At 43.5% G+C, this 26,879-nt stretch carries 28 protein-coding genes; 21 read left to right on the top strand and 7 right to left on the bottom strand.

All coding sequences use genetic code 11. From position 1 onward, the window contains the following. Positions 1-207 precede the first annotated feature (207 nt). From L990_RS18990 to L990_RS02035, 4 genes are all read left to right on the top strand, one after another. Positions 208-1,311: a M48 family metallopeptidase gene (locus L990_RS18990; protein WP_081981565.1), complete on the top strand. Its 1,104-nt coding sequence runs from the start codon at positions 208-210 to the stop codon at positions 1,309-1,311. Positions 1,312-1,374: 63 nt separating this feature from the next. Next, complete coding sequence (locus L990_RS02045) at positions 1,375-2,037, top strand: TIGR00266 family protein (RefSeq protein ID WP_047444958.1); 663 nt, start codon at positions 1,375-1,377, stop codon at positions 2,035-2,037. A 1-nt stretch (position 2,038) separates the two neighbouring features. Continuing rightward, positions 2,039-2,755, top strand: coding sequence for a TIGR00266 family protein (locus L990_RS02040; protein ID WP_052180648.1), 717 nt, complete (start codon positions 2,039-2,041; stop codon positions 2,753-2,755). After that, complete coding sequence (locus L990_RS02035; RefSeq protein ID WP_047444956.1) at positions 2,756-3,439, top strand: TIGR00266 family protein; 684 nt, start codon at positions 2,756-2,758, stop codon at positions 3,437-3,439. 363 nt (positions 3,440-3,802) lie between these two features. On the opposite strand, the gene L990_RS18985 is transcribed toward L990_RS02035, so the two are convergent. From L990_RS18985 to L990_RS02020, 3 genes are all read right to left on the bottom strand, one after another. Further along, positions 3,803-5,089 carry an outer membrane beta-barrel protein gene (locus L990_RS18985; protein ID WP_052180647.1) on the bottom strand — a complete coding sequence of 429 codons (1,287 nt, stop codon included), beginning with the start codon at positions 5,087-5,089 and terminating at the stop codon, positions 3,803-3,805. Beyond that, positions 5,086-5,658 carry an RNA polymerase sigma factor gene (locus L990_RS02025; RefSeq protein ID WP_047444954.1) on the bottom strand — a complete coding sequence of 191 codons (573 nt, stop codon included), beginning with the start codon at positions 5,656-5,658 and terminating at the stop codon, positions 5,086-5,088. Before L990_RS02025 ends, L990_RS18985 begins: the two co-directional genes overlap by 4 nt. A gap of 89 nt (positions 5,659-5,747) precedes the next feature. Continuing rightward, complete coding sequence (locus L990_RS02020; RefSeq protein WP_047444952.1) at positions 5,748-6,311, bottom strand: DUF4840 domain-containing protein; 564 nt, start codon at positions 6,309-6,311, stop codon at positions 5,748-5,750. A gap of 565 nt (positions 6,312-6,876) precedes the next feature. Between L990_RS02020 and L990_RS02015 the strand changes: the two genes are divergently transcribed. From L990_RS02015 to L990_RS01995, 5 genes are all read left to right on the top strand, one after another. Further along, the gene (locus L990_RS02015) at positions 6,877-7,431 is read left to right on the top strand and encodes a TetR/AcrR family transcriptional regulator (protein WP_047444950.1); all 555 of its coding nucleotides are present in this window, start codon (positions 6,877-6,879) and stop codon (positions 7,429-7,431) included. Between the two features lie 103 nt (positions 7,432-7,534). Then, on the top strand, positions 7,535-8,368 hold the full coding sequence (locus L990_RS02010; RefSeq protein ID WP_047444948.1) for a hypothetical protein: 834 nt from the start codon (positions 7,535-7,537) through the stop codon (positions 8,366-8,368). 96 nt (positions 8,369-8,464) lie between these two features. After that, the gene (locus tag L990_RS02005; protein WP_047444946.1) at positions 8,465-9,301 is read left to right on the top strand and encodes a hypothetical protein; all 837 of its coding nucleotides are present in this window, start codon (positions 8,465-8,467) and stop codon (positions 9,299-9,301) included. 161 nt (positions 9,302-9,462) lie between these two features. Further along, positions 9,463-10,059: a hypothetical protein gene (locus L990_RS02000; RefSeq protein WP_047444944.1), complete on the top strand. Its 597-nt coding sequence runs from the start codon at positions 9,463-9,465 to the stop codon at positions 10,057-10,059. A gap of 178 nt (positions 10,060-10,237) precedes the next feature. Next, on the top strand, positions 10,238-11,776 hold the full coding sequence (locus tag L990_RS01995; RefSeq protein ID WP_047444942.1) for a hypothetical protein: 1,539 nt from the start codon (positions 10,238-10,240) through the stop codon (positions 11,774-11,776). Positions 11,777-12,132: 356 nt separating this feature from the next. Here L990_RS01995 and L990_RS01990 read toward each other — a convergent pair whose 3' ends face one another. From L990_RS01990 to L990_RS01980, 3 genes are all read right to left on the bottom strand, one after another. Beyond that, the gene (locus tag L990_RS01990; RefSeq protein ID WP_047444940.1) at positions 12,133-13,059 is read right to left on the bottom strand and encodes a carboxypeptidase-like regulatory domain-containing protein; all 927 of its coding nucleotides are present in this window, start codon (positions 13,057-13,059) and stop codon (positions 12,133-12,135) included. Between the two features lie 488 nt (positions 13,060-13,547). Beyond that, a complete protein-coding gene (locus L990_RS19810) occupies positions 13,548-13,697 on the bottom strand; it encodes a hypothetical protein (protein WP_156121277.1) in 150 nt (49 codons plus the stop codon). Between the two features lie 349 nt (positions 13,698-14,046). Further along, positions 14,047-14,493, bottom strand: coding sequence for a DUF4116 domain-containing protein (locus L990_RS01980; RefSeq protein ID WP_197057209.1), 447 nt, complete (start codon positions 14,491-14,493; stop codon positions 14,047-14,049). 813 nt (positions 14,494-15,306) lie between these two features. Here L990_RS01980 and L990_RS01975 point away from each other — a divergent pair. The 12 genes from L990_RS01975 (at position 15,307) to L990_RS18980 (ending at position 25,521) form a co-directional block, all read left to right on the top strand. Beyond that, complete coding sequence (locus tag L990_RS01975; RefSeq protein ID WP_047444935.1) at positions 15,307-15,657, top strand: NADH-quinone oxidoreductase subunit A; 351 nt, start codon at positions 15,307-15,309, stop codon at positions 15,655-15,657. After that, positions 15,648-16,196 carry an NADH-quinone oxidoreductase subunit B gene (locus L990_RS01970; RefSeq protein WP_047444933.1) on the top strand — a complete coding sequence of 183 codons (549 nt, stop codon included), beginning with the start codon at positions 15,648-15,650 and terminating at the stop codon, positions 16,194-16,196. The genes L990_RS01975 and L990_RS01970 overlap by 10 nt, the downstream gene beginning before the upstream one ends. After that, on the top strand, positions 16,189-16,644 hold the full coding sequence (locus L990_RS20320) for an NADH-quinone oxidoreductase subunit C (protein WP_047444931.1): 456 nt from the start codon (positions 16,189-16,191) through the stop codon (positions 16,642-16,644). The genes L990_RS01970 and L990_RS20320 overlap by 8 nt, the downstream gene beginning before the upstream one ends. 8 nt (positions 16,645-16,652) lie before the next feature. Then, positions 16,653-17,777 (top strand): NADH-quinone oxidoreductase subunit D, encoded by a 1,125-nt coding sequence (locus L990_RS01960; RefSeq protein WP_047444930.1) that lies wholly within the window; start codon positions 16,653-16,655, stop codon positions 17,775-17,777. Between the two features lie 159 nt (positions 17,778-17,936). Further along, positions 17,937-19,022 (top strand): NADH-quinone oxidoreductase subunit NuoH, encoded by a 1,086-nt coding sequence (gene nuoH / locus L990_RS01955; protein ID WP_052180645.1) that lies wholly within the window; start codon positions 17,937-17,939, stop codon positions 19,020-19,022. Between the two features lie 11 nt (positions 19,023-19,033). After that, positions 19,034-19,507, top strand: coding sequence for a 4Fe-4S binding protein (locus L990_RS01950; protein ID WP_047444928.1), 474 nt, complete (start codon positions 19,034-19,036; stop codon positions 19,505-19,507). A gap of 1 nt (position 19,508) precedes the next feature. Next, a complete protein-coding gene (locus L990_RS01945) occupies positions 19,509-20,021 on the top strand; it encodes an NADH-quinone oxidoreductase subunit J (protein ID WP_047444926.1) in 513 nt (170 codons plus the stop codon). Positions 20,022-20,024: 3 nt separating this feature from the next. Beyond that, the gene (nuoK, locus tag L990_RS01940) at positions 20,025-20,339 is read left to right on the top strand and encodes an NADH-quinone oxidoreductase subunit NuoK (RefSeq protein ID WP_047444924.1); all 315 of its coding nucleotides are present in this window, start codon (positions 20,025-20,027) and stop codon (positions 20,337-20,339) included. A 3-nt stretch (positions 20,340-20,342) separates the two neighbouring features. Further along, a complete protein-coding gene (gene nuoL / locus L990_RS01935) occupies positions 20,343-22,274 on the top strand; it encodes an NADH-quinone oxidoreductase subunit L (protein ID WP_047444921.1) in 1,932 nt (643 codons plus the stop codon). A 2-nt stretch (positions 22,275-22,276) separates the two neighbouring features. Beyond that, positions 22,277-23,770, top strand: coding sequence for a NuoM family protein (locus L990_RS01930; RefSeq protein WP_047444919.1), 1,494 nt, complete (start codon positions 22,277-22,279; stop codon positions 23,768-23,770). A gap of 17 nt (positions 23,771-23,787) precedes the next feature. After that, positions 23,788-25,203: an NADH-quinone oxidoreductase subunit N gene (locus L990_RS01925; protein WP_047444917.1), complete on the top strand. Its 1,416-nt coding sequence runs from the start codon at positions 23,788-23,790 to the stop codon at positions 25,201-25,203. A 12-nt stretch (positions 25,204-25,215) separates the two neighbouring features. After that, on the top strand, positions 25,216-25,521 hold the full coding sequence (locus L990_RS18980) for a hypothetical protein (protein WP_052180644.1): 306 nt from the start codon (positions 25,216-25,218) through the stop codon (positions 25,519-25,521). 215 nt (positions 25,522-25,736) lie between these two features. On the opposite strand, the gene L990_RS01915 is transcribed toward L990_RS18980, so the two are convergent. After that, the gene (locus L990_RS01915; protein WP_047444915.1) at positions 25,737-26,699 is read right to left on the bottom strand and encodes a hypothetical protein; all 963 of its coding nucleotides are present in this window, start codon (positions 26,697-26,699) and stop codon (positions 25,737-25,739) included. Between the last annotated feature and the right edge of the window lie 180 nt (positions 26,700-26,879).

The following is a 26,879-nucleotide window of genomic DNA, read 5'->3' as shown; positions in this document are numbered from 1 at the left end:
TTAAAAAATATGCGATAATTCGGCAAAATGGCGGCACTATATTTCCATAAAATTGAACTAACACCTGCTTTTGCCTGGTAATCAGTGTAAATTTTAAGGGTGTAGGTATTGTTTAGCCTTTTACATTTTACCTTGCTCTGTTGATTTCTTCTTTTATTTTTGCATATCAATAAAAAGAATCTCAACTAAGCCACTTAAATAGGTTATATGCCCTCAAAAATTTATGAAGGGGTACTCATACACCCCGATTTGCCTTCCGGACGTTGCGGAGGCGAGATATCGGTTAGCTCTTTTGCTATCACGTTTACTTCTGGTGCTACACGCCACGCCATTTCCCTTTCCGAGCTGCAAATATCGGCAGGAGGAGCAGGTAACCGCTTTCTATTTTTTACAACCAACCGAGAATCGGACATCTCCATCTATACTGCCGACCGTTCTATCCTAAAAGAACCGGTGCTGGCTAGCAACACACGCCTCGAGTCCCAAATAAAATCGTCGTCTAAGGTTTTACGTAAGCTGGCTATTGCCTCCATGGTGGTGGTAGCCGTTGTAGGACTTGGCATCCTAGGTTTAGCGTTGTCTAAAGACCGTATCGTAAGGGGAATTGCCAACCAAATACCCGTATCGTGGGAGGAAAAGGCGAGCGACCAGCTTTTTGGAACGCTTACCGCTGGCCGCGAAATGGTGAAGAACGATTCCTTGAAGCGGGTGTTCGAGCGCGCAGCCCAGCCGCTGCTCTCCGAGGTGCGCCGCAAGGGATTTAAGATAGATCTTTACTTTGTAAAGGATGGAACCATCAACGCATTTGCCCTTCCGGGCGGTAAGGTGGTTATCCAAACAGGATTGGTGGAGAATGCCCAATCGTGGGAGGAGGTTATGGGCGTTTTGGCGCACGAGCTTGCGCACGTAACCAACCGTCATCACGTACGCGGGGTGATTGATAACGTTGGACTGTTCGCTTTGCTTTCCGCGATGTTTGGAGATGTGAGCGCGCTGGCTGGTACCTTTGCTAACATGGGCGGAGAGCTCGCCTCGTTGGCCAACAGCCGCTCATTCGAGTACGAGGCCGACGCCGATGGTTGGAACTACCTGGTAGCGGCCAAGATTAACCCTCGCGGAATGATTTCGTTCTTCGAAACGCTGCAGAAGCGCCAAACCACGCTCGAGAAGCTGCCCCTATCCATCATGTCTACCCATCCCGATACCAAAAGCCGTATCGAAACGCTTAAAAAGATGGGACAGGAGCTCAAAGCCCCATTTACGCCTATTGCGGGTAGCTTTGCCGACTTTAAAAGGGCGCTAAATAGGTAGGCAACCGCTTTTTTGCGGTAAAACAAGTAGAAACGTATTTCAGTAACTAAATACAATTAATCGATGAAGGTTAGCATTGAAGGGAAGCCGGTTTTTGCCCACGTAAAGGTGGAGCTCCAGCCGGGAGAATCGTTTATTGCCGAGTCCGACGCCATGTCTAGTATGGCTGCCGAGCTCGACATGGAGGCAAAGTTTAACGGAGGCCTCCTACGTGGCTTGCTAAAGAAGTTCTTTGGTGGCGAAAGTCTTTTTGTGAATCATTTTACCAACAACACCTCAAAACCGTTAACCCTCGAGCTTACTCAGGGCACTCCTGGCGATATGATGGTTAAGGAGCTTAACGGCGAAACATTCTGTATCCAACGTGGAGGCTACATTGCCTCAGAACCAGGCGTTAACTTGGGCGTTTCGTGGGCTGGTATCAGCTCCCTGATTGGTGGAGAAGGACTTTTTAGGCTTGAGGTGTCGGGTCACGGTAAGGTTATCTTTGGCGCCTACGGTGGGCTGGTAGAAAAGGAGATTAACGGCGAATATATTGTCGATACGAGCCACCTGGTAGCTTACGAGCCAGGAATGAAGCTGAAAACTCAGCTTGCGGGCGGCTTATTCGGTAGTTTTTTTGGCGGCGAAGGGTTTGTAACGCGCGTAGAGGGAAAAGGAAAGATCTACCTTCAAACTCGCAGCATCTCTGGTCTGGCCTCTTGGGTTAATCGTCATTTAAGATAGCATGGAAACATATTCAACAACAGATACGGCAGCAGGCGTTAAGGTCGAGCTGCAAATGCGTCCGGGTTCGTCGGCCGCAAAAATCACGCTGGCACCAAACAGCCAGCTTACAGCCGAAGGCGGAGCCATGATTGCCATGAGCCCCAACATTGAGATGACCACCTCGACGCACACCAAGCAATCTGGTGGCTTTATGCGTGGTTTAAAGCGCATGATCTCTGGCGAAAGCTTCTTCCTGAACCATTACTACGGTGGCAATCAGGGCGGAACGGTATGGTTAGGGGCAACTCTACCCGGCGATATGATGGTACACGAGCTTAATGGCGAAGGAATCATCGTGCAAGGTGGATCGTACGTGGCCAGCACCCAAGGAATTGATATCGATAGCAGCTGGCAGGGCTTTAAATCGCTTATCTCGCGCGAGCCTCTCTTCTGGCTAAAGGTTAAAGGTAACGGAACGGTGGTGGTAAACTCTTTTGGCGCCATCTACCCCGTAAAAGTAAACGGCGAGTACATCGTCGATACCGGACATATCGTGGCATTTGAGGAAAGCCTTAACTTTTCGCTTACAAAGGCAGGAAAAAGCTGGATGAGCTCCTTCCTTGGCGGCGAAGGGTTGGTGTGTAAGTTCCGCGGCAACGGAACCATCTGGCTTCAGTCGCACAACTCCTCCTCATTTGGTTCTACCCTTGGTCCAAAACTTAAACCTAGAAAATAGATGCAAACTTTAGATAAGAAGGGCTTAGATTTTCACTTCGACTGTAAGCCCGACTACGGTTTTATCACCGTACAGCTCCCTTCGGATGTTACGCTAAAGGTGGAAGCGGCCGCAATGGCAACGATGGACACCAACATCGAGATGAAGACCAAGCTTAAGGGTGGCTTTTCCCGCTTTTTAACGGGCGAATCGCTTTTTATTAACGAGTTCACCGCCCGCAACGGTGCTGGAGAGATTAAATTAGCCCCTTCGGCCCCCGGCGATGTGGAGCACGTGTATCTCGAAAACGAAACGATCTTCTTACAGAACACCGCGTTTGTGGCATCGGCCAATACGGTTAATGTAGAGTCTAAGTTTCAGGGTTTGATGAAGGGATTCTTCTCGGGCGAGAGCTTATTCCTTATTAAATGTTCCGGAACCGGCGATCTTTGGTTCAACTCCTACGGTGGTATCATTCCAATCGACGTCGAGGATGGCTACGTGGTGGATACAGGCCATATTGTTGCTTTTACCGAAGGTCTGCAGTACGATATTAGCCGAGTAGGAGGGTACAAGTCGTTATTCTTCTCGGGCGAGGGCTTGGTGTGCCGTTTTAGCGGCCGTGGTAAGGTGTGGATTCAAACCCGTAAGGTAAATCCGTTCCTGTCGTGGGTAAATCCATTCCGTCCGGCTAAAAATAACTAGAGACACTTGTATTTAACATAAAAGCGCAGACGTAAAGCCTGCGCTTTGTGTTTTATGCCCACTGCTGGCGATTTATGTCTTTCTTACGCAGTTAACTGGTTGATGCTTTTCTTCAATTAGTTGATTGTAAAGGGCGTATACAATAAGAGACGCGGTTAATCGCGCCTCTTGCAAGCATCTGTTCCCATATCTGTGTCTAATCAGATTTCAAGTTAAAATAAAGGTAAACCAGACGCTCTTGTTCACTATGTATATCTGCTACGTATTCAGTTTTGTGCGATTTACAAAAAATGCCTGCCTCCTGTCTCTTTTATCAGCTAAAATATATGTAAAGCCATCAAATTAAAGGGGCGTGAGTCTTTATTAATTTAGGCCTATCACAAATCCAACCCGAAGGCTAAAGTTTACCGGCTTTTCCTTATAAATCGTTTCATTTTTACTGCCGTTGCTAAAGTAGTAGCTCACGCCTGGCTCGGCATATATCCCAACATTTCGTAGTAGGCTGTACTGGATACCTGCTGCACCATTCACCGACCACTGTAGCGGTTCTATCTCTACATTTTCACTTCCACTCGACTCCTTTTGGCCTTCTACAATGTAGTCGGTTGTCATTTTTCCCGATATGTTTTTCTCCGCAAGCGCTCCTCCCGTTACGTAGAGCGACATATGGTTATACTTAAAGGCATTGTAGCAAATATTTACCGGGATACCAATATTATGGAGCGTTTGCTTGCTGCTGTAGTAGTTATGCTGGCTTCCCGATCGTAAAGTCGACGAAAGGAGGGTGTATACCAGTCCGCTTCTTATGCTTACCCTTTCGTTCAGGCTGTAGCTAAGCGAAATACCAAATGTTACTGGTTTTTTATGGTTGATGTTGGAGTAAACGGTGTTGTTCTTATTATTGGCAATGATGCTTCCATACGATTTTTGTTCTGTAGTTGTGGTATCAAGGCTTTCCTCATTAACCGTAATGCTTCCTCTCATTAAATTGGCATAACCTTCCTCCTTATTGGGGCTGCTGGGCCCTAAATTTACGGCATATACGTTTGCCTCCCATTTGGGGATATCTTTTTTGGGGGTATCCTGCTCTAGCAGTTTCGTGAAGTCTTGCTTATTTACCTGCTCCGAAAATCTGGTATTCCACGAGTAGCCAGGCTTGTAGTTTGGGGTATTTATTGCAAGGGCTGCCATCGGATTTTCTATGGCTACCTCATTATTCGACTCAATATACTGTTCTGCAGCAATAACTCTTACCGAATCTACCGCTGCAACCTCTTTTTCTACTGGCAAAGAGGCTTGCTTTGTGGTATCGGCTCCCGATTGCTCCTTACGGCTGGTAGCGGTTAAGGCGCTTGCCAAAACGTTTGCCTCATCTGCCTGTTGCGTTACCTTTACTTGTTGTGCAAAGGGCATAACATGCTCGTTGTAGCGGTTAAGAGTATAGTCTCCCATCAGCAGCACTATTATTGCTGCCGCAGCTACGGCTCTAAAACGGTTACCCCACGATACTTCCTTCACCTTCTGAATTGGCAGTACCGTCGAGCGTTCCTTTTTCATTGCCTGCTCAATACCATCCCACAAACCATCCGGCGTAGGCTCTACATGGGATTCCATCCTATCTCTTAAGTTATCACGCCACTTGCTGTTCATAGTTCCCCTATCTCTGTTAATCTGTATTCATTTATCTGTTTTACTAAGTAATTTTTAGCCCTGTATAGTTGCGATGCAGATGTATTTTCTGTAATGTTTAGTATCGATGCAATCTCCTTATGGCTTTTTTTCTCAAAAACGTAGAGGTTAAATACGGTTCTGTAGCCAACAGGAAGCGACTGTATTTTTTCTAAGATAAGCGAGGTAGGAATATCTGCAAAATCAGACTCCTCTTCTTCCTCTTCTACCTCCGGCAAGTCCCATGTCGGTTTAATAATCTCCTGCTTCTCTTTTTTCTTTATCGCCCTTAGCGACTCGTTCACCACAATACGAGTTGTCCACGCCTTAAGCGATCCTTTTCCTTTGTATTCAAAATTTTCTATCGAACGAAATATTTTTATAAAGCTTTCCTGTAAAATATCCTTAACATCATCCTTATTCGAGATGTACCGAGCACATACAGCAGTAAGATATCCCGAATAGCAGCCGTATAGCTCCTTCATTGCAGCGATATCTCCTCCTACTATCCGATTTATTAATTCCTGCTCTTTGCCCTCTTCCCCTATCATCAACTAGTTGGGTACACCTAATTTATATATAAACGAAAATTGTTGGCTGCTCGCCTCCGTGGCAAACAACCAACAATTATTATTCCTTACTATTTCTTTACCGAAGCATCGTAGGTTACCACGTCGTAAGGAGTTAATACAACATCGTCAACCATTACCTTTTCAGCTGTAAGTACAAATTTTAGGGTTTTGTCGTTGGCATATGTGCCAGCAGCCTTTGCAGCAAAGGTAACTACCACTTTTTTCTTTGCACCATCAACAGGAAGCTGAATCTCTAACGCCTTAGGAGCAAATGTTAGCGATACGCTCGTTTTGGTAGCCGATAAAGCAGCTGTGTAGTCTAACGAATACTTCACCTTGCCAAGATCCTTTAGTACGGTCTCAACTTTCTTTGCATCCTTCACGATAGAAGTTACAATCTCCTTTACAGGTAGATCTGCTATGGTAATTACGTTTTTGTCTGCAGTAAATGCTATAGTATTCTCGCTCTTTACCTTATTCTGTTCGGTGATTAGCTTTCCGGTGTAGCTTCCGTTTACATCTTCAACTTTTAGTGGGGCAGGAGTCTTATCATCATCCTTGCTGCACGATGCAAACGATAAAGCCAAGCAACCAACAAGTAATAGTCCACCTACATTTCTTAAACTTTTCATTTTACTCTTTTTAAAGTTTTACATTGGTATTCTTTTGAGCGCTCACTTACTAAACCCCGTTTTTTTAAAACCTTGCATCACTATTTTTTAAAATAAAGCTATTTAAAGTTGATGCATGTTTGCTTTTTGGCGCTTACTACCCCTTAATTACTGGCATCCAGCGGTGTAATTCTAGCTTTTGATGCTTTCTCTGTTTTCCATTATTTTTTCTTAGCCGGCAAAGCTTCTTCTCATACCTGTTTTTGATGCTGCTTTACTAGTCTGCACTCTCCTTTATACCTAGAGCCATTTTTATATGCCTTGTACTTGTTCGAAAAAGGCCTTAAGTTCCTTTATTTAATGCCTATCCCTTTTAATGTTGTCTCTCTGATCTTATTTTTTACCTTTTACTTCTGTTACCAACCAATGTAGCTAAGGTTCGCTGTTGCATTGCTCCAACCAAAAGCAAATGGGCAAACTATTTGGACTCCCTCTTACTTTCTTTTTATTCTGTTTTTTTTCGAGGAAATGAAGGTGATTTTAAAAACTATTTGGAATATTCATTCCATTTTCATTTCTTTGCCGCATGGAAAAGAAGGAGCAAATTATACTTAAAGCAATTCATCTGTTGGTAACCAATGGCGAGCATAGCACTCCTATGAGTCTCATTGCCAAGGAAGCCAATACTGGAATGGGTACAATTTATAACTACTTTCCAAGCAAGGAAGATTTAATCAACGAATGCTACAGCTACTTGCGCCAGAAGCAGCAGCTGTTTATCCAGCTGGAATCGAACGATGCTGGTGCAAAATTTTTAATTCAAAGCTACTGCCGTTGTGCCATAGCCTACATGCTAAGCAATCCCACCGAGTATTTATTCTTGAAGCAGTTCTACTTTTCTCCGATATTACGCGAAGATGTTCGTCGGAAAGATCAAGAATTCTTCTCGCCTATAATTAAGGTGGTTGAGCAGGGGCAAAAAGAGGGGTACATTAAGAATATCCCTACCGTAGAGCTTTTTTACTTTGTATTGGGCGGCGTTCGTTCCTTTATTTCTTATGCGCTTCTTACCAATATGCCTGTTTCTGACGACATGATCGAGCGTCAGGTTGCTTTGGTATGGGATACGCTTAAGGGATAAAAAATTTTCGCCTAAAAATGGAATGAACATTCATTCTGGATGAAAAACGATCTATTTTGAATAATATTTTAAAGTTAATGTTACACCACAACTTATTGAAGGTATGAAATTGACAGGTTTATTGGGACTTCTTCTAGTTATATTCGGATTTGGGTGCTCGAAGGAGGATGTTGGAACGGCTCCTGCTGTTACTACCGCTTCCTTTAGCAATCTTAGCAGCACCTCCGTAGTCACAGGGGGTAATATCCTATCCGACTCTAAGATTATTTTTGTCGAAAAGGGTATTTGCTACGGAACTGCTGCTAATCCATCTGTTTCAGATAGGACGGTTCTCGCTACAGAGAAGACGGCCAACTTTACCGTTACGCTTAACAATCTTACACCTAAAACGTCCTATTACGTTCGTGCATATGCAAAAAGTTCTACTGGAATGCTGTTTTACGGCAATCAAGTAAGCTTTACAACTCCCGAAGTTGCTGCTACCAGCCTGTTTTCCGACGTCCAGTATTCTTACACTGCCGGAAATATTCTTTTTAGTGGCACCAATACCTACACTTACTCTGCGGGCTGTAATCTTTACTGTAAATCAAGTGGAGGAGAGTTTCGTGTCGAAACCTTTAAGTCGCTAAGCGTTTACGGTGGTTGCTCTAAGGGGCAAGCCTTTTATTTTACCGTTAAAGCGCCTCAAATTGAGGTCGGGAAGGAGTATTCGCTGGTGGTTTCTAGCTCTGGAGATGCCGCTAATTGCAATTGGGCAAACTTTGCTAATCCCTCCGAGCTTGATAGCCATTTTTATATCTGGGATAACGATGTATCAAAGGTTACCTTCTCGGTATTTACCCCCAATCAGATAAAAGGAAAGATATCGGGTAAGTTTACGCGTTTCGCTACAGGTGTCAAGTCAGATGCCGAAGTTTCTTTTGATTTTAAGAAGTAAAATAGCTGTTCAGGTTGTGATTTTTTCTTTTTATTGAGATACATATATCTCCTTCATTGCTACAAAACAACCTGTTGCACAAACAAGCGAATACATATGTTTAGATTTAAAGTTTCTCTTGCATTTCTTTTAGTTATGCTCCTAATCGGATGCGCCAAAGAGGATGATAAGGTTGCATTAACTGTAAAAACCGCACCCGTAAGTAGCATAAGCGGCACTTCGGCTATTGCAGGCGGAACGGTTGAAAATAGCACAGGAATTGTTATTACTGAAAAGGGAATTTGCTATAGTACGACTTCTTCTTTAACGGGAGCGATTAAAAAGATCGTTTCTACAGCTAAAGATGAGAATTTTACAGTAACGCTTGCCGATCTAGCCGCGAAAACTACCTACTATGTTCGTGCTTATGCTGTAAGTAGTACGGGGACGGTATTTTATGGCGATCCAGTTAGCTTTTCTACTACCGAGGCGTCCGTTGTAGGGCTTTTCCCCGATGCTCAGTACTCCTATACCTCAGGAAGTATTCTTTTTGCTGGCGCAGATGCCTATAGTTACACTACAGGCTGTAATCTCTACACTAAAGCAGGCAAATATGGATTTAAACTCGAAGTCTTTAGGTCTTTAATAGTTAAAGATGCTACTTCACAAGGTCTGAAGCTTAGTTTTGCGATTAATGCTTCTCAAGTTGAGGTTGGAAAGGAGTACACTTTCGGTGTTCCTCTATACGGAGAGGCAACGTCTGATTTTTATGGGAATTTTGCCAATCCTACCAAGCTAGATGATCGTAACTATGTGTGGTATGATGATCAATCGACCGTTGTTTTTAGCATTTTCACCCCCAATCAGATAAAAGGAAAGATAACAGGTCGAGTTGCAAGGTTTAGCACGGGTATTCGTTCGCGTGCCGAAATATCATTCGACTTTACTAAATAAATTTTTTTCAATCACGGTAGCTTCCAAACAACCGCCAGTTTCTAATGTAAGTAAGTCACGTTATTACTTAGAAACAGGAAAGCCTGCGTCCCCATGCAGGCTTTCCTTATATCTAAAGGTTGCCTCAGCTAAATTTTAAGTTTAACAAAAACATGCAAGCAATGAAAAATGTAAAAGCTCTTTTTTGCCTAACCCTTATCCTATGGATGGCAGCCGGCTCCTCCGTTGCGCAAGATTCCCGCCAAGGAATGGTCGCCTCCATCTCCATCGAGGGTACCCAAGATACCGAAATGGCAACCTTTGGTAGTAGCTCTCGGGTCGCGGAATTCAACGAAAGCGTTAAATGTAAAACGCTTAAGCGTTTGGTTCAAATTTTTAAGCTCGACTCAGTAACCGTTAGTCCCAGCTTTGAAATAAAGTATAGGGAGGGGTTAAATCGGTTTGCAGGCATATCTAAGCTTAATGCAGAGCAGAAAGTTGCGGCTAAAACCTACTTCTATACCTTTAAGATTAAATGCGACATTGCTTTCGACCAAACCGTTGGTGGATTTATCTTAGACCAAACCTCCTCGCGCGCCATCGTCTACATAACCCTGGCTGTTTTTGATGCCAACGGCGAAAAAGTGACTACCTACAAGGGAAAAAGTAAGGATGGTATAATATTTTTGGGTAAAAATGCTCGTCGTGCACAGTGGCTAAGCGCTCAAGACTTCGAAAGCGTTTACCAATCTGCCTTAGAGCAGTTACAGCCTAAGTAGCCCTAGCCGTATATTCAGCAGCATAAGATGCAATGCTGCCTCTTTATTGCGGTTTCTATTTTCTTTTTTTATTTATGATTAAGAAAGGTTATCTGTAGATGTTTTAGAACAATTTTTTGATGACGTGTTGTATTTTAATATTTATACTTTTGTTGAATAAATCTTAATTTTTACATTAATGAAAAGTTTAATAATCTATTTTGTGTTCATCTCTCTGTTATTTTCATGTAGTGAGGTTCGTGAAGAAAATTTCAAGGAAAAATTTGCAAGTGAAGGTCAAAGTGAGTTATCTCGAAGAAAAAGTCTAGGAAATGCTGATTTTTATTCCTACTTGGGGTTTGGTGTTAAGGATGTTACTGACGAAATTACAACAAATAAAATTTTTATTGATAATTTTCTTGTTAGACCTGTGGATTGTAGTGAACAGTCTGAGTGGGACTATATTGTGACTACTAATGAATCAGAATTGCGGGATAAGGTTGAGAAAAAGTTTTCAACAAGTGCTAAGGCTGGCTATGCAGGATTTAGTTTTTCTGCAAGTTATGAAAAAATGCTTACCCAGGAAACTGTTTCAAAATCAAATAGCATTGTGGGGGTAGCAATTATGAAAATAGTAAAGGGAGAGATATCTATGGCTCCATTTGAACCATCTTTTAAGAATTCAATTCAGGAATCTATTTATAAAAGTAGAAATCCGGCTGATTTCAGACAAAAATTTGGAGATAAGTTCATTTCAGGTGCTGTTTTAGGAGGCGTTGTGATGGTAAAGTTTGAGTTTACTAATGTTAGTTTTTCAAATAGTACTTCATCTACTGTGAAGATGAGCGCGGAAGCTGCTTTCAAAAGTATGATATCAACAAAAGTTAGTTTTGAAGAAGTAAAATCGCAATATTCTGAATTCAAGAATTCTACATTAAAAATTAATTGTACATCAGGGGGGCCTATTCTTAATTTTACTGATAATATAGGTGGTGTTAGTGATATAATAAATAAAGCAATTGCAGATGTTGATCAAAATAAAAATCTTACAAGAATTTTAAATAGATATACTTTTTATAAAGATATAATAAATGATTATCCTTTTGTAAATACAACAGAGTTTTTAGAACTTAAGAATCAATGGGTATTTTATAGGTCTAATCTTATAAATGTTGAACCATGTTTTATACCTAATTCAGATAAACATACTGAAATAGTTAAAAAAATTATTGATTGCAATAATAATCTTACTAAAATATCAAAACTGGAAACTGTTAATCCTCCTGCAAATGATGCAAAACGAACATGCCTAATGCCTTGTGATCGAAATTTGAAAGTTTTGGGGAATTTATCTGGAAATTTTAAAATATCAGATACAAATATTCCATATAAAAATTTATTTGAGAGAGATGTGTATATTTTTTCAAATTCAGATATTTTCCCAGATCAGTTAGTCCCATTATATGCAGTTTCAAATAAGAATAAATACATTTATTCAACAAGTTCTAATCATGAAGGATGTGAAGTTAATCTAGTTGGATATATTTTTAGATCATATCATGAAGGGGCAATTCCTTTAGTAGAGCGTGAATTTGATTTTACAAAAACTAAACTAGGGAAGGTCGTTGGATTTCCTTCATATCGAGATGAAAATTTCACTATATCAGGAAATAGCCCCATTGAAAAAGGGATATTAGGTTATGTTGTTGAGAATCCTAATCTTTTATTAGACATCTAGACAGATTCAAAAATAGAAAAGGGACAGCATTAATGCTGTCCCTTTTCTATTAATGCTCAACATGAAATAAAATATTAAGAGGGAGTGTGTGAAAAAAATCATAATTCTATTATAGGATATTTATTGGAAGCATTGATCGAAAGATGAATAGAAATCTTTAGTTGATTTTTGTAATACTTTCCCCTTCCCCTGCTCCTCCATTTTTTAAACCAAACTCTAATCCCCATCCTCCCATCCCTATTTCCCGGCAGCAAGCACCTCTATGCAGGCCCCATATCCGTAGCAAATGGCAAAAAAGCAACAGCCATGGCAGGTAGCGCCATGGCTGTTTGTCAACCCCAATAAAATAGCACGCTCTAGCTAAGCTGAAGCCGCTCTAACTTAATTTCTAGCTTTATATGGCTGTTATCCGACACCACCAGCTTGGCAGCGGTCGCTTTACAGCCAATTTTGGTTACCATCACGTCATAAATATCGTAGTCCAGCTCCGAAATCCGCAGCTCGCCATTCTTTCCAGTCTTGCGCTCCACCACCGTTAGCGGTTTTCCATTTTCCATCCTTGTTGTCGAAATTATGGCCACCTTAGCCTCCCTTACAGGTTCGCCCGTCTCGCTATCGTACACTTTTATCTGCGTTATGCCGTTGATGTTCTCCTTTTCTTTCCGAATGGCGATATACATCTTGTAAAGTTCAGGTTGCTGCATTCGAAACGTTTCCATAAAGACGTCAACCTGTTCTATGTACGTTCGGCTTTGTTTTAGGTACTGCTCCAGCTGCATATTCTTATGCTTTCGATTTTGCTGGAAGTCATCCAGCTCTGCAAGCGTACGCTTCAGCTCCGTAAGGTCGTTGCCGTAATCTACCAGCATCTGCTCATCAATTCGGTACGATTTAAGCTGCTCAAGCAGGCGTAATGCCTCTACTTCTATCATCTTCCCATAATTATACGTTGCGTTGCAGCCTGCTCGGTTGATTTGCGTGTAGTTGGTGTGGATACGCTTTGCCAAAAACGGATCCTTCCTATCAATCGCGTAACTTTCTACTGCTTTGCCAATCGGGTACCCATTTTTGGAGATATTCTTTACCAAAAGGTTTACTTTATCCTGTAGGTAGCTCGAGTCCTGTTGCAGCTCCTCGTAAATGGGCGCTATCGCCGCGCTGTTGGCAACCATATTGCTAAGAATCGTTTTTGCTGCCGGGTAGCTCTGTATATCTGGCGAACTTTTAATAAAACGAATAATGTTGTTTAATGCCCTGTAAAAGTTAATGGTAGTTGATTTCATTTCTGTTGGTTTTTTAAGTTCTGAAAATAAATTTCGGGAATAGCCAATAATTTTTCCACTTTTTTAACCCCTTTTTACTAACAAAATGCAATTTATATTAAATCTAAATAACACACACAGACAAAAGCCGCATTCCCGAAGCCATTCTGCTTACCTTAAGCGCAATATGGCCTATTTTAGGGGCTACTTTAGCTATTCATGGCCACCTCATCTAAATGCATCTTTTAGTAGGTGCATGGCTGGCGCCATTTGCTCCTTTTCGCGGGCTGACTCCCCGTTTGCTAGGCGAGGGTAGGGGAGCATATGCACCAGCTTCTTAAAGTAGGCAGCGTATTGTGAAAAAACATGCGGCCACTTAGCTGCTACACGCTACCACTCTTCTACAAAAAAGGGAAGCTCCTCCAAAACATGGAGAAGCTCCTTTATTTTATGCAGGCATTTATTTGTCCCAAGCTGGCACTCTTCCGCTACACGGCGCCACTTACCCATTACCAAACCCCCATTCCTTTATAACCACACCTCAACTTACCGTTACCACACTCCAACTTACCATTACCACACCTCAACTTACCGTTACCAAACAGCCAACTTACCATTACCACACCGCAACTTATGGTTACCAAACCCCAACTTATCATTACCAGACCTCAACTTATGGTTACCACTCCGCTAATTTACCATTACAAACTTACTATCTTATCACTACTTACCGCCTCAACCACATTTTTCCGCTTCTTATGGCAAAATATGGCATTAAACGTTGATTGCCAGCTGGCCTTCAAGCACATTTCTTCGCTCTGCTTCTTTACTCAACCAAGCAAGAAACCCCAACTCTTCACCGCTTCCATTCACATTTTGGGTGAAGGGTTTTCTATAAACCTTAACGCAGTCGGGAACACCCTAACTGCCTACATACAAAGTTTATGTGTTGGTTTAACCAGCCGCAAACCATTTGGGTTGGTAGTAACTATTTTTTAATCACTCATATTATTCTACTGATTCAAGTTTAAGCCTTAGTTCACCGTATAACTCCCTAAGCAACATATATGTAAAAAGGTCTTGTTTTATTATCTTATTATAAGCAAAAGGCGTCTGTACCAATGCCGCCTTTATTAAATCAATCGTTTGGTTTCTAATTAACCCCAACGCCATCCCATTCTGCTTCACGGCCTCCATAAGAATTTCTTCATTTTGGAATTCGGCATACCTTAACGCGAAACCGTTCTGCTTCACTGCCTCTAAGCATATTTCTCTACTCTGTACCCTAACGCATTCAAGAACTAACCCGTCAACCCTTACCGCGGCCATACACAACTCTGGTGTTTGCTTTATTCTCAACCTTATCACATAAGGAAAATGTTTAACTACCTCCATCAACTTAGCATGACCCATGTTTATGTAATCTTGTTCCGTAAACTCTCTGTATTGTCCCATATTGTTGTTTTTATTATAGCCCAAATTTAACCAAGAGAAAAAAGCATCGACCATTATAACAGCCTATTTTTTTATAATATCAGCAACTGATATTATAAATGGGGTATTATTAACAATTCTAATAGCCCTCATATCTCTCCAACTTATGGTTACCACACCCTCACTTATGCATTACAAACCTCCAAACCTTCATTTCACAGGGGCACTTTTTCGCTCCTTCAAGGCGGTTACCCCATTCTACAAGGCGTATATCCATGTTTTTACGTAGTTGCCGCATTGTACAGCGGCTTTGTTCCGCTGCATGGGGCCTTTTTTTGTTTTGCACACCCAAGTTTACTTTAGCTTCGGCCTATTCTTTTTAGCTCCATTCAACTTCTTTGTAATCAATTAGCTCCTGCTGCGCTTTACGGTGCGCCTAATGTTATTTTGTGCTATAATTTTAGTTAAAATCGGAGGGTGTTAAGGGGATAACAGGCCAACATGCCTGATATTTCATCGTTTATACCCTTAAAAAAGGTGTTAACTGCTTAACAGCGTTGGTTGAACAATTTCCCGAAGGGCTATTGGAAAACGAAATTAAGCCTTTACTTTTGCCGCATTCTAAAAGCCAAAATAAACAAGATTATTAATTACTAAACTTTTGCGAATGCAAAAAGCAAAGCTTGGCTACGATTTGGCACCCCCCGTTTAGACGCTCGGCGTCAGGCTGTAAGCCTATTTTGTTGGCAACAATAGCGTGCTAGCGGTAGCCCCTATTGTGTTAACCGAAGAATGACTTATTAAATCAATATACTACTAAAACAGGTAATTAGTATGGGAAGTGTTTCACTCCTACTGCTAATGTTTTGCGGAATTTTCTTCGCTGCATTGGCTATTGGGCTTGGTAACGCCATGTCGGTGAGCAAGACCAATGAAGTAAAGGGAGAAGCTTACGAGTGTGGTATCCAAACAGAGGGTACCACCTGGGTTCAATTCCACGTAGGTTACTACCTTTTTGCCCTCGTATTCCTGCTTTTCGACGTCGAAATCGCCTTCATGTACCCTTGGGCCGCGGCCTTCAAGACGGTAGGCGTTACGGCATTTGTCGAAATGCTATTTTTCGTTATCGTATTGTTCCTTGGGCTTCTTTATGCCTATAAAAAGAAAGCGTTACAATGGATTTAACTCAGAAACCAGATTTTCCGGGCGAGGTATTTGCCGACGAAACCGGCAAAACCAACTTTTTGGTTACCTCAGTTGATGCGCTAGCCAACTGGGCACGCAGCAACTCCCTGTGGCCGCTAACTTTCGGAACAAGCTGCTGCGCTATCGAGATGATGTCAGCCGCCTCGGCTAAGTACGACTGGTCTCGCTTTGGTTTCGAGGTTGCCCGCGCAACCCCTCGTCAGGCCGACTTAATCATTGTGGCCGGTACCATCACCTACAAGATGGCCCCCGTGCTCAAGAGGCTTTACGACCAAATGCCAGAGCCCAAGTTCGTAATCGCCATGGGCGCTTGCGCCGTTTCCGGTGGCCCTTTCTTCTACAACTCTTACTCGGTGGTTAAGGGCGTAGACAACGTAATCCCCGTGGATGTATACATCCCAGGATGCCCTCCTCGTCCCGAAGCGCTGCTCGAGGGAATGATGGCCCTCCAAGCTAAGATTAAAAAGATGCGGGCTTACGTTATTGATAAACCTAAAAAGGTACAAGAGGATGAATAGAGAAGAATTGAAGGGATATTTGGAAACCACATTCCCTCAGTACACCGTAGAGGATACGTTCGACTTCCCCCTACTTTGGGTTCCTGCTGCCGAGCTGCTACAGGTGCTAACTGCGCTTAAGCAGGGCGACAAAACCAAGTTTAACTTCCTATTCTGCGAAACAGCTGTCGACCGAAACACCCACTTCGAGGTGGTTTACCACATCCACTCGTACGACTTTAAGCACGACATGGTGGTAAAGGTAAAGCTCGACGATCGCGACAACGCCGTGGTCGATTCGGTATTCCCCCTGTGGGCCGGCGCAGAATTCATGGAGAACGAGATGTACGACCTCTTTGGAATCCGCTTCAACGGGCATCCAAACCTTCGCCGCTTTATGCTAGGCGACGAGTGGCCTGGCCACCCGCTTCGTAAGGATTATGTAGATGAAAATATGATTTCGTTGTAACCTAAGACATGGAAATAAAAAATATTAGCAACGAACCGGGCGAAGACCAAAGCTTTATCATAAACATTGGTCCGCAGCACCCTTCAACCCACGGTGTGCTTCACCTAAAAATGAAGCTCGACGGGGAAACGGTAATGGATGTCGAGCCTCACCTTGGCTACATTCACCGCGGTATCGAAAAGATGAACGAGGCGCTTACCTACAAGCAGTGCGTTCACCTTACTAGCCGTATGGACTACCTATCGGCGCATATGAACAACCAGGCGGTTGCTTTAGCCGTAGAAAAGGGGCTTGGAATACAGGCACCTCCTCGCGCTCAGGCCATCCGTATAATTATGGCCGAGCTACAGCGCCTTGCCTCGCACCAGCTGTGGTGGGGATGCTTGGGATTGGACATGGGAGCCGTTACTCCTTTCTTCCTCGGATTCCGCGAGCGCGAAACCATTCTCGAAATTTTCGAAGAATCTACCGGAAACCGCCTTACCATGAGCTACATTACCCCTGGTGGCGTAATGCAGGACGTGCATCCTAACTTCGTAGCCGATGTTAAGAAGTGGTTGGTGCAGTTCAAAAAGAACCTTCCCGAGTTCGACCAGCTCTACACCGGTAACGTAATCGTACAGCACCGTCTTAAAGGTATCGGACATCTTTCTATGGAGGATGTAATCAACTTCGGCGCCTGCGGTCCTGTTGGTCGCGCCTCCGGACTAGCCTGCGACGTGCGTAAACGATTCCCCTACGATGGATACGATAAGCTAGACTTCAAGGAAATCATCTACACCGAGGGCGATAACTTCGCTCGCTACATGGTGCGCATGGATGAAATGCTGGAGTCTATCAAAATCATCGAGCAGCTCATCGATAACCTTCCCGAAGGTCCCTACCGCGAGAAGATTAAAGGTGTGCTAAAAGTTCCTGCAGGCGAATACTACCAGCGCGTAGAAACCGCACGCGGCGAGCTTGGCGTTTACCTGGTTAGCGATGGCGGTGCAAAACCTTACAGGTTGAAGTACCGTACACCAAACTTCGCCAACCTTGGGGCACTTCGCCAAATGTTCGTGGGACAAAAGATTGCCGACATGGTCGCAATCATGTCTACGCTCGATTTAATTATCCCAGATATTGATAGGTAGATGTTTCAGAAGAGAGATATGAGAAGTGAGATATGAAATAAGAGATGCGCGATAAGAGATGTGAGATTTTAGAAGAAAGATCATTAATCTCCTACCGCAAATAACGTATCGCATATCACAAGTCACAAATCGCATATCGCTGTACAAAAAAACAATAAGATGTTACTAACAATTACATTGTCAGATATTATCAAAACGATTGACGGTTGGCTCCACCAAACCTTCTCGCCCAACCTCGCGTTGGCAGCCGAGCTGGTTCTTGGCGGTGTTGCCATCATCGGGCTGGTAATTGTAATGGCCATTTTGATGGTTTACGCCGAGCGTAAGGTGGCAGGCTTTATGCAGATGCGCTACGGCCCAAACCGCGTAGGAAAGTGGGGTACGTTACAGGCTGTTGCCGACGTGCTCAAGCTATTCATGAAGGAATGCCTTACTCCAAAGAATGCCGATAAGCTCATGTTCTCCTTGGCACCTTTTATGGTGACTGCCGTGAGCTTCGCAACCTTTACTCCCATGTCATTTGCCCCTGGCGTACAGTTCTGGGACATCAACATCGGGGTATTCTTCGTTAGCGCCGTAAGCTCGCTTGCGGTAATCGGTATCCTTATGGCCGGATGGTCGTCCAACAACAAGTACTCGCTTCTCGGATCGATGCGTAGCGGTGCGCAGATTGTCAGCTACGAGCTTTCATCTGGCCTCTCGCTCATCACCATCGTTCTCATGGTGGGTAGCCTTAGCATCAAGGATATCATCGAGAGCCAAGGCGACATGTGGTGGATCTTCAAGGGACATATCCCTGCCATCATCGCCTTCGTTACCTATATCATTGCCTCTACTGCCGAGCTTAACCGTGCTCCATTCGACTTAGCCGAGGCAGAGCAGGAGCTTACCGCAGGTTTCCACACCGAATATTCGGGTATGCAGTTCGCCATGTTCTTCCTTTCGGAGTACACCAACATGCTCGTGCTTTCGATGCTTGCCGTTACCGTATTCCTTGGCGGATGGCAGCCTTTCCACATCATCGGTCTCGATAGCTTCAACCATTTCATGGACTATATCCCTGGCGTGGTGTGGTTCTTCGGTAAGACCTTCGGAATTATATTCCTAATTATGTGGTTCCGCTGGACATTCCCTCGCCTTCGTATCGACCAGCTCCTAAAGCTAGAGTGGAAATATCTGCTACCAATTAGCATTGTTAACATGATGATTGCCGCACTTATTACCCTTATGGGCTGGCACTTATAATCCGTATCCCGATGAAGTATTTATATAACTATTTCAAGACCATTTTCCTTGCCTTCCGTTCGCTTTGGCAAGGGATGAAGCTTACGGGCTACTACTTCACGCACCCTAAGGAGATGCTTACCCAGCCTTATCCTGAGAACCGTGATTCGCTAGTAATCCCAAGCCGTTTTAAGGGTGAGCTTATCCTTACTCACGACGAGAACAACGAGCACGCTTGTACCGCATGTACCATCTGCGAAATGAACTGCCCTAACGGCTCTATCAAAATCATTTCTAAGCAGGAGGAGCAGGAAGACGGAAAGAAGAAGAAGGTACTCGACAAGTGGCAATACCACATGGGCCTTTGCACCTTCTGCGGCCTTTGCGTAGACTCTTGCCCTAGCGATGCCATCACCTTCGTAAACACCTTCGAGCATAGCGCCTACAAGAGCACTACGCTTAACAAGGTGCTAAATAAACCAGGTTCGAAACTTAAAGCAAAATAGTATGAGCGCAGAAGCAGTAATATTCTACATCTTGGCGCTAATGGCGGTTGCTTTTGGTGCCCTAACCGTTTTCTCTCGCATGATTTTCCGTTCGGCGGTATACCTGCTGTTTACTATGGTAAGCATCGCCGGTATCTACTTCCTCATGAACATGGAGTTCGTTGCGGGTCTACAAATCTTGATCTACGTGGGTGGTATCGTGGTGCTCATCATCTTCTCGATATTCCTTACCCACCAATCGGGTAAAAAACTTCCTCCCGCTAAGCGTAAAAACGCTATTATAGGTGGAATTCTTGCTCTAGCTGGGCTGATATTTACATCAACCATCCTGCTGCAGCATGCCTTTACCCCAACTACGCAAGCTGCTGTTGATAGCTCTGTTAAGAATATCGGTGTGCAGATGCTCGATTACCAAAACCACGGCTACGCGCTACCTTTCGAGGTGATAAGCTTCCTGCTTCTTGCCGCGCTTGTAGGTAGTATCGCCATCGCCATGAAAGAAAAAAAGGAGTAGACTATGGAACAGATACCATTGACCCACTTTTTGGTGCTTAGCACCATGCTGTTTTTCCTAGGCGTATACGGTTTCTTTACCCGTCGTAACATGATTACGATGCTTATGTCTACCGAGTTAATTCTAAACAGCGTTAACATCAACTTTATTGCGTTTAACAAGTATCTCTACCCACATCAGCTCGAGGGGATCTTCTTTACCCTCTTCGTAATTGCCATTGCGGCAGCCGAGGTTACGGTGGCCATCGCCATCATCATCAACCTCTACCGCAAGTTCAATACGGTTGATATGGACGAAGCAGATAACCTAAAATACTAAGCTATGAATTTGGATATTGCAACTATTCTCATCCCCCTGCTACCGCTGCTAAGCTTCGTGATTATCGGGCTTGCTGGTAAGCGTATGGGGAATAAGATGGGCGGTGTTATTGCAACCACCGCAATCCTTGCTTCGTTAGCTTTGGCGCTTTTTGTAGCAAAGGGTTACTTCTTCGACTTTGGAAAGGTAAACGGAGCCTACGCTCCACACATTGCCTTCGACGTAAAATGGCTCGTATTCAACTCTGCGCTTAGCATCAACTTCGGGGCTATCCTCGATCCTATTTCGGTAATGATGCTCATCGTGGTTACGGCCATCTCTTCTATGGTGCATATCTTCAGCGTGCAGTACATGCATGGCGAGGAGCGCTATAAGAACTACTACTCGTACCTATCGCTATTCACCTTCTCCATGCTGGGATTGGTGCTTTCGATAAACATCTTCCAAATGTACATCTTCTGGGAGTTGGTGGGCGTGTCGTCGTTCCTTCTTATTGGCTACTACTTTACCAAGCAATCAGCTATTGCTGCGGCTAAAAAAGCGTTCATTGTTACTCGCTTTGCCGACTTAGGCTTCCTTATTGGTATCCTTGTTCTTGGTTTTGGTGCCGATTCTTTTAGCATTGCCGACATCAACTCTCGCCTAACCGAGGCTGGTTCGCTGCAAATGTTGGGTATGAAGTCCGTAACCTTCCTTGGCCTATCGTCATTAAGCTGGGGGGCGCTACTTGTATTTATGGGAGCTGCTGGTAAGTCGGCTATGTTCCCGCTACACATTTGGCTACCCGATGCAATGGAAGGTCCAACTCCTGTTTCGGCCCTTATCCACGCTGCAACAATGGTAGTTGCTGGGGTTTACTTGGTGGCTCGTCTATTCCCTGTTTACTCTATCTCCGCTCCCGATGTGCTTCACTTTATTGGCTATGTGGGTGTGTTTACCGCTATCTTTGCGGCTATTATCGCCACCACACAAACCGATATCAAGCGCGTACTTGCTTTCTCTACGCTATCGCAAATTGGTTTCATGATGTTCTCAATTGGCGTTGCTGGTTGGGGAGCAGAGCAAAGCGAAGGATTTACCGGTTCGATGTTCCACCTTTTCACCCACGCGTTCTTTAAGGCGCTTCTATTCTTGGGTGCAGGTGTGGTAATTCATGCTGTTCATAGCAACGACATGAAGGATATGGGAGGCTTGCGTAAGGCTCTTCCAATTACCAACATCACCTTCCTTATTGCATGTTTGGCTATCGCAGGGGTTCCTCCGTTTGCCGGATTCTTTAGTAAGGAAACCATTCTTAGCTCGGCATACCATGCCAACACAACCATCTTTGTGCTAGGAATCATCGCAAGCTGCTTAACGGCTTTCTACATGTTCCGTCTTTACTTTAACATCTTCTGGAGCAAGCCTGCTACCGATCACCATAACCACGAAAAGGGCAGCGGATTTATGACTATTCCGCTCATCATCTTGGCTATTGGCTCTGTTTTGGCCGGTTTTATTCCTTTCGGAGACTTTGTTACTGCCGACGGTAAGCCAATTGAAATAGTATTCCATGCTAGCTTCTCTATCCTTCCTGTTTCGGTAGGATTGTTGGGCATCATCATTGCCTACGTGCTTTACTTTAAGAAAAACGATAAGGCCGATAACCTCGCCAAATCGCTTGGTGGTATTTATACAACCGTTCTTAATAAGTTCTACATCGACGAGGTTTACCTCTTTATTACTAAGAAAATTATCTTCCCATTCATGGGCCGTCCTGCCGCTTGGTTCGACCGTAACGTTGTTGACGGAACCATCCAAGATTCGGGCATTCAAACAGAGAAGTTGTCTTATGGTATTAAAGGCGTGCAGTCGGGTAAGCTTCAAGGCTACACTATGTGGTTCCTTGGCGGTGTGATTGTGCTTGCAGCACTCCTAATCTTTAAATTCTTGTAATTATGAGCTTGCTAGTAATACTACTCCTCATACCAACGGTAACATCGCTGCTGCTTCTTTTCCCTAAAAAGGGCGAGCAGGTTAAGCAGATTGCTCTTACAGGTAGCATTATCCAACTTGGGTTTGCCACTTGGCTAACCACCCACTATATGGCGCTTCGCGCAGCGGGCGAAAAGGCTCAAATGCTATTTACAACTACCTACACTTGGTTTGCTCCGCTTAAAATCAACTTCGCAGTTGGTGTAGACGGAATTGCTTTGGCAATGGTAATGCTTACTGCAATGGTGGTTGTGGCTGGTGTATTGGTTTCGTGGAAGATTGAAAGCCGTGTAAAGGAGTTCTTCTTCCTGCTAACCTTCCTTAGCGTTGGAGCCTACGGCTTCTTCGTTTCGTTAGACCTATTTATGCTGTTCTTCTTCCTAGAGCTGGCCGTAATACCTAAATACCTTCTTATCGGAATTTGGGGTAGCGGACAAAAGGAGAAGAATGCCATGAAGCTAGCCCTTATGCTTATGGGTGGTTCGGCTCTAGTATTCCTAGGTTTGATTGGTCTTTACTTAGCTTCTGGCTGGTACTATGGCCACAACACATGGAACCTTATCGAACTTTCGAAGATGAGCTTCCCAATGGTTGTTCAGGCTCCAATTTACCTGTTGACATTCATCGGTTTCGGAATCTTTACCGCCATGTTCCCATTCCACACTTGGGCTCCAGACGGTCACTCGTCGGCACCAACGGCTGCTTCTATGTTCCTTGCAGGTATCTCTATGAAGCTGGGTGGATATGGTGCGCTTCGCGTGGCAACTTACCTGATGCCTAACGCGGCTGTCGATCTTTCTTGGATCTTCATCATCCTTGCAACAATAGCAATCTTCTACGGCGCGTTTGCCACTCTTATGCAGCGCGACCTGAAGTATATGAACGCATACTCTTCCGTTTCGCACTGTGGGTTTGTGGTACTTGGTATTGCCGTTGTTACCCAAACGGGGATGACGGGTGCTGTAATGCAAATGGTATCTCACGGTATCATGACAGCCCTCTTCTTTGCCGCTATCGGTATGATATACGAGCGCACGCACACGCGTAACGCCGATGAGCTGGGTGGAGTATTTACTCAAATGCCATTTATTGGTACCGCGTTTATCATTGCAGGTCTTTGCTCGCTTGGTCTTCCCGGATTCAGCGGCTTTGTTTCTGAAATGACCGTTTTTGTGGGTGCTTGGGAACGTGCTGGTATCTACTATAAGATTGCAACCATTCTTGCTGCATCTTCAATCGTGGTAACAGCAGTTTATATCCTTCGTGCGGTGGGTACTGCCATTTGGGGAACCATAAAGAACGCCGAGTTCAAGCAGCTTGTTGATGCTACTTGGAATGAGCGCGCTGCGGTAATCCTGTTGGTAGCAGGCATCGTGTTTATTGGTACTATGCCTTTCTGGTTGACAGATTTGATTAGCACCGATGTTCAGGAGATTGCTAAACGCCTAGTTATTTAACCCGTAAATTGAACGAAATGCTTCTTCAATATTTTACCCTAATGCGCTTTGAGTGGATAATGTCCCTTATCATCATCGCGCTGTTTATCTTCAACCTTTCTGGTTTCGATAAGAAGGAGAAATGCTTTCTTAATACCGTAAACTGGCTTTTGGGGATAAACTTTGTAGCTGGTTTTATTCCTATGATAAGCGGAACGCTCTTTACGGGCTTCTTTAACACCACTCCGCTAATTGTTTTCGAGAAGAATATCCTAAACCTAGGCCTACTTCTTATCTCGTTGGCATCGCGTAGCTGGTTGCTTACCCTAGGCAAGCGTACCGAGTTTTATATTTTGATGCTCTCCAGCATCCTTGGTATGTTTGTTATGCTTTCGAGTGGACACATCCTTCCTCTTTACATTGGATTGGAGCTTTCTACAATTCCAATTGCTGCTTTAGCTGCTATTCAAATCAACAGCAAGGCATCGTCTGAGGCTGGTATTAAGCTTATCATGTCGTCAGCTTTCTCAACTGGTATTACTCTTTTTGGTATATCGCTTCTTTATGGTGCGGTTGGTAGCCTTAGCTTCGAGAATATCATCGCAAACATCCATGTAACGCCACTTTTGCTTTTTGCATTTGTGCTTATTCTTAGTGGTTTTGCGTTCAAGATGTCTATCGTTCCTTTCCACCTATGGACTGCCGACGTTTATGAAGGTGCTCCAACGCCTGTAACCAACTACCTTTCGGTACTTTCTAAGGGTGCGGTGGTTTTTATCTTCATTACCGTTCTTTACCGCGTATTTGGTTCGCTTAGGGACGAGTGGCTTTACGCCATCAGCATCCTATCAGCGTTGAGTATGACTGTTGGTAACCTATTTGCCATGCGTCAAACCAACCTTAAGCGCTTTTTGGCATTCTCTTCAATTACTCAAGTTGGTTTTATCCTAGTGGGTATTGCTGGTGCTTCGCAAACTGGTATAGATACTGCTGTATACTTTATCATTATCTACCTGTTTAGCAACATTGCGCTATTTGGTATTATTGGCGCTATTGCCGATAAAACTGGCAAGGAGGATATTGAGAGCTACAGAGGATTGTTTAAAACGAATCCGTTCTATACGCTTATCTTTGCTATTGCGCTATTCTCTTTGGCTGGTGTTCCACCAACCGCCGGATTCTTTGGTAAGCTATTCCTGTTAACTTCTGGTTTAGGCTCTAAGGTGTACATCCTTTTAGGTATTGCTACGCTTAACTTGGTGCTATCTCTTTACAACTACCTACGTATTGTAAGAGCAATTGCTATTAGCCAGCCAGGAGAGGAGACCGTTCCAACAGTTAAAGGTTCGTTGGCCACCAACGCAGTGCTTATTATCTGCGTTATTGCGCTTATCGGACTTGGTTTTGTTGGTTCGCTTTACGGTTTTATCGATAAAATTAGCTCAGCACTATAAACGAATACAGCTATGGCAATAAATGCAAATCATACCGTTGAGGTGTTAAATGGCACCGCTTGTTCGATTGTAGAAAAGTCGGCTACTCCCGAGCGCGCTAAGCATATTACCGATATTCTTAAGGCAAACGGGTACGAGGTTATCTCCATCGAAGAGGAGGGAAAGGTTAAGGTTGGAGTTTCTGACATTCTTTTCTGCCCCGTAATGGCTGTTTACAACCGCAACCTAAAAACCACAGAAGGTAAGGTGGTAACTCCTGCAATTTGGTACCATAACGACCCAAGTTACAAGGGACTTTACTGGCTTCGTAACCGCTAAAAAAAGGTAAGGGCTGATTTTACCCTTACAAGATATAGTTAACCCCTGCTAGAGTAATCTGGCAGGGGGTTTTATTTGTTTGTAATCCTCTTTATGGCTTATTGAGATTTAAAGAGCCTCAATGCGGAGGCTATTCGGGGGGATATCTCCTGAAATATCTTTGTATGATAAAAAGAGGAGGATACGTATACTTTATCCTCCTCTCTTTTGCTTCTTTATGGTAAAAATTTATAGTCGGGGTAAATTGTAGAGAAAGGTTTGTAGCTTTTTCCGAGTATTCCAAAGTCTCCTTTTTCGTAAATATTTCCTAACTTATTAAATTCGGCTATTGCATGATCAAGGCTTAAGTTAAAGTCCATTTTAGGAAAGGTTGTGCTCCTGTTAACAACAGTTTGAGTTTCCTTTAGATACCTGCTAGCTGCTGTAAATTTGTCCCAAGTTGTTTTTCCCATAAGAACTTGGCGTAATCCAGCAATCGTTTCTAGTATTACAGCATCCTTACCGCTCTTCACATCAAAATTTGTAATGGTAATATTGGCTCCTGCAAAGTTGCCAAGTGTCATCGAGTTGACATATGAATTTCCATAGTTATTGTAAAATTGCTCTGGGGTTAGTTTAATCTCGCTTTTCTGTACATTTTGAACAAGCGACGTTTTGTAGGTTAGCAGCTCATTAATTTTCTCGTTTTGTAGGTTTAAAGAAACAGTTCCGAATCGTTTATATAGTATAAAACGGATGTAAAGCGTTGGATTTTTAGAAGTTGAATAATGAGAAAAATTGGAGATAAAGCTTTTATCCAACTTCAATCCTTTTTGGATAATTGAGTCTTCTAGATAATCTGTTCTATTAAGTTCCCAAGATGCAATAATTTGGGTGGAAAAGTATTCGTCCAATGATGTTTCTATGATGGGGCTTAAGGAAGGATTAGGATTGAAAATGGAAATTTTAGTTTCTTCTGCAATGCCATTTGTGCCTACTCCTAAATTATTTAGAAGGTTATTATCAAAGGTTAAGTTGTTAGAGTTTTCTTTCGTGAAATAATGAGTATTAGGGGTTACATCCTCTATTACGTAGGCTATTTTATCCTCTACTGTTGGAGTTAAATCCTCCTCTTTCGAGCTGCATGAGGCTAAGAATAATCCTATACCAATAATTAGGATTTGGTTGATTGTTTTCATTGTTAAACTATAATGTAAGTAATTAGGATAATCTAGATGTCCTGTTTATTCTGCAAAAATAGTAAAATAGGATCAATTCCAACGGAAGGAAAATTCTTCGGTTATTCCTATTCCATCTGTATGTTTTCATGTGCGTCGAAGGATAAAAAGGCTGTCCTAAACGTATTGCGACACAGGTAT

This window comes from Alistipes sp. ZOR0009 (assembly GCF_000798815.1).
Taxonomy (GTDB): domain Bacteria; phylum Bacteroidota; class Bacteroidia; order Bacteroidales; family ZOR0009; genus Acetobacteroides.
This window is presented reverse-complemented; position numbering and strand designations above follow the sequence as displayed.

Bases quoted from the DNA above. Each gene is read 5' to 3' on its own strand.
- L990_RS18990 (WP_081981565.1), top strand. From the start codon at position 208: ATGCCCTCAAAAATTTATGAAGGGGTACTCATACACCCCGATTTGCCT.
- L990_RS02045 (WP_047444958.1), top strand. From the start codon at position 1,375: ATGAAGGTTAGCATTGAAGGGAAGCCGGTTTTTGCCCACGTAAAGGTG.
- L990_RS02040 (WP_052180648.1), top strand. From the start codon at position 2,039: ATGGAAACATATTCAACAACAGATACGGCAGCAGGCGTTAAGGTCGAG.
- L990_RS02035 (WP_047444956.1), top strand. From the start codon at position 2,756: ATGCAAACTTTAGATAAGAAGGGCTTAGATTTTCACTTCGACTGTAAG.
- L990_RS18985 (WP_052180647.1), bottom strand. From the start codon at position 5,089: ATGAACAGCAAGTGGCGTGATAACTTAAGAGATAGGATGGAATCCCAT.
- L990_RS02025 (WP_047444954.1), bottom strand. From the start codon at position 5,658: ATGATAGGGGAAGAGGGCAAAGAGCAGGAATTAATAAATCGGATAGTA.
- L990_RS02020 (WP_047444952.1), bottom strand. From the start codon at position 6,311: ATGAAAAGTTTAAGAAATGTAGGTGGACTATTACTTGTTGGTTGCTTG.
- L990_RS02015 (WP_047444950.1), top strand. From the start codon at position 6,877: ATGGAAAAGAAGGAGCAAATTATACTTAAAGCAATTCATCTGTTGGTA.
- L990_RS02010 (WP_047444948.1), top strand. From the start codon at position 7,535: ATGAAATTGACAGGTTTATTGGGACTTCTTCTAGTTATATTCGGATTT.
- L990_RS02005 (WP_047444946.1), top strand. From the start codon at position 8,465: ATGTTTAGATTTAAAGTTTCTCTTGCATTTCTTTTAGTTATGCTCCTA.
- L990_RS02000 (WP_047444944.1), top strand. From the start codon at position 9,463: ATGAAAAATGTAAAAGCTCTTTTTTGCCTAACCCTTATCCTATGGATG.
- L990_RS01995 (WP_047444942.1), top strand. From the start codon at position 10,238: ATGAAAAGTTTAATAATCTATTTTGTGTTCATCTCTCTGTTATTTTCA.
- L990_RS01990 (WP_047444940.1), bottom strand. From the start codon at position 13,059: ATGAAATCAACTACCATTAACTTTTACAGGGCATTAAACAACATTATT.
- L990_RS19810 (WP_156121277.1), bottom strand. From the start codon at position 13,697: ATGATAAGTTGGGGTTTGGTAACCATAAGTTGCGGTGTGGTAATGGTA.
- L990_RS01980 (WP_197057209.1), bottom strand. From the start codon at position 14,493: ATGGGACAATACAGAGAGTTTACGGAACAAGATTACATAAACATGGGT.
- L990_RS01975 (WP_047444935.1), top strand. From the start codon at position 15,307: ATGGGAAGTGTTTCACTCCTACTGCTAATGTTTTGCGGAATTTTCTTC.
- L990_RS01970 (WP_047444933.1), top strand. From the start codon at position 15,648: ATGGATTTAACTCAGAAACCAGATTTTCCGGGCGAGGTATTTGCCGAC.
- L990_RS20320 (WP_047444931.1), top strand. From the start codon at position 16,189: ATGAATAGAGAAGAATTGAAGGGATATTTGGAAACCACATTCCCTCAG.
- L990_RS01960 (WP_047444930.1), top strand. From the start codon at position 16,653: ATGGAAATAAAAAATATTAGCAACGAACCGGGCGAAGACCAAAGCTTT.
- nuoH (WP_052180645.1), top strand. From the start codon at position 17,937: ATGTTACTAACAATTACATTGTCAGATATTATCAAAACGATTGACGGT.
- L990_RS01950 (WP_047444928.1), top strand. From the start codon at position 19,034: ATGAAGTATTTATATAACTATTTCAAGACCATTTTCCTTGCCTTCCGT.
- L990_RS01945 (WP_047444926.1), top strand. From the start codon at position 19,509: ATGAGCGCAGAAGCAGTAATATTCTACATCTTGGCGCTAATGGCGGTT.
- nuoK (WP_047444924.1), top strand. From the start codon at position 20,025: ATGGAACAGATACCATTGACCCACTTTTTGGTGCTTAGCACCATGCTG.
- nuoL (WP_047444921.1), top strand. From the start codon at position 20,343: ATGAATTTGGATATTGCAACTATTCTCATCCCCCTGCTACCGCTGCTA.
- L990_RS01930 (WP_047444919.1), top strand. From the start codon at position 22,277: ATGAGCTTGCTAGTAATACTACTCCTCATACCAACGGTAACATCGCTG.
- L990_RS01925 (WP_047444917.1), top strand. From the start codon at position 23,788: ATGCTTCTTCAATATTTTACCCTAATGCGCTTTGAGTGGATAATGTCC.
- L990_RS18980 (WP_052180644.1), top strand. From the start codon at position 25,216: ATGGCAATAAATGCAAATCATACCGTTGAGGTGTTAAATGGCACCGCT.
- L990_RS01915 (WP_047444915.1), bottom strand. From the start codon at position 26,699: ATGAAAACAATCAACCAAATCCTAATTATTGGTATAGGATTATTCTTA.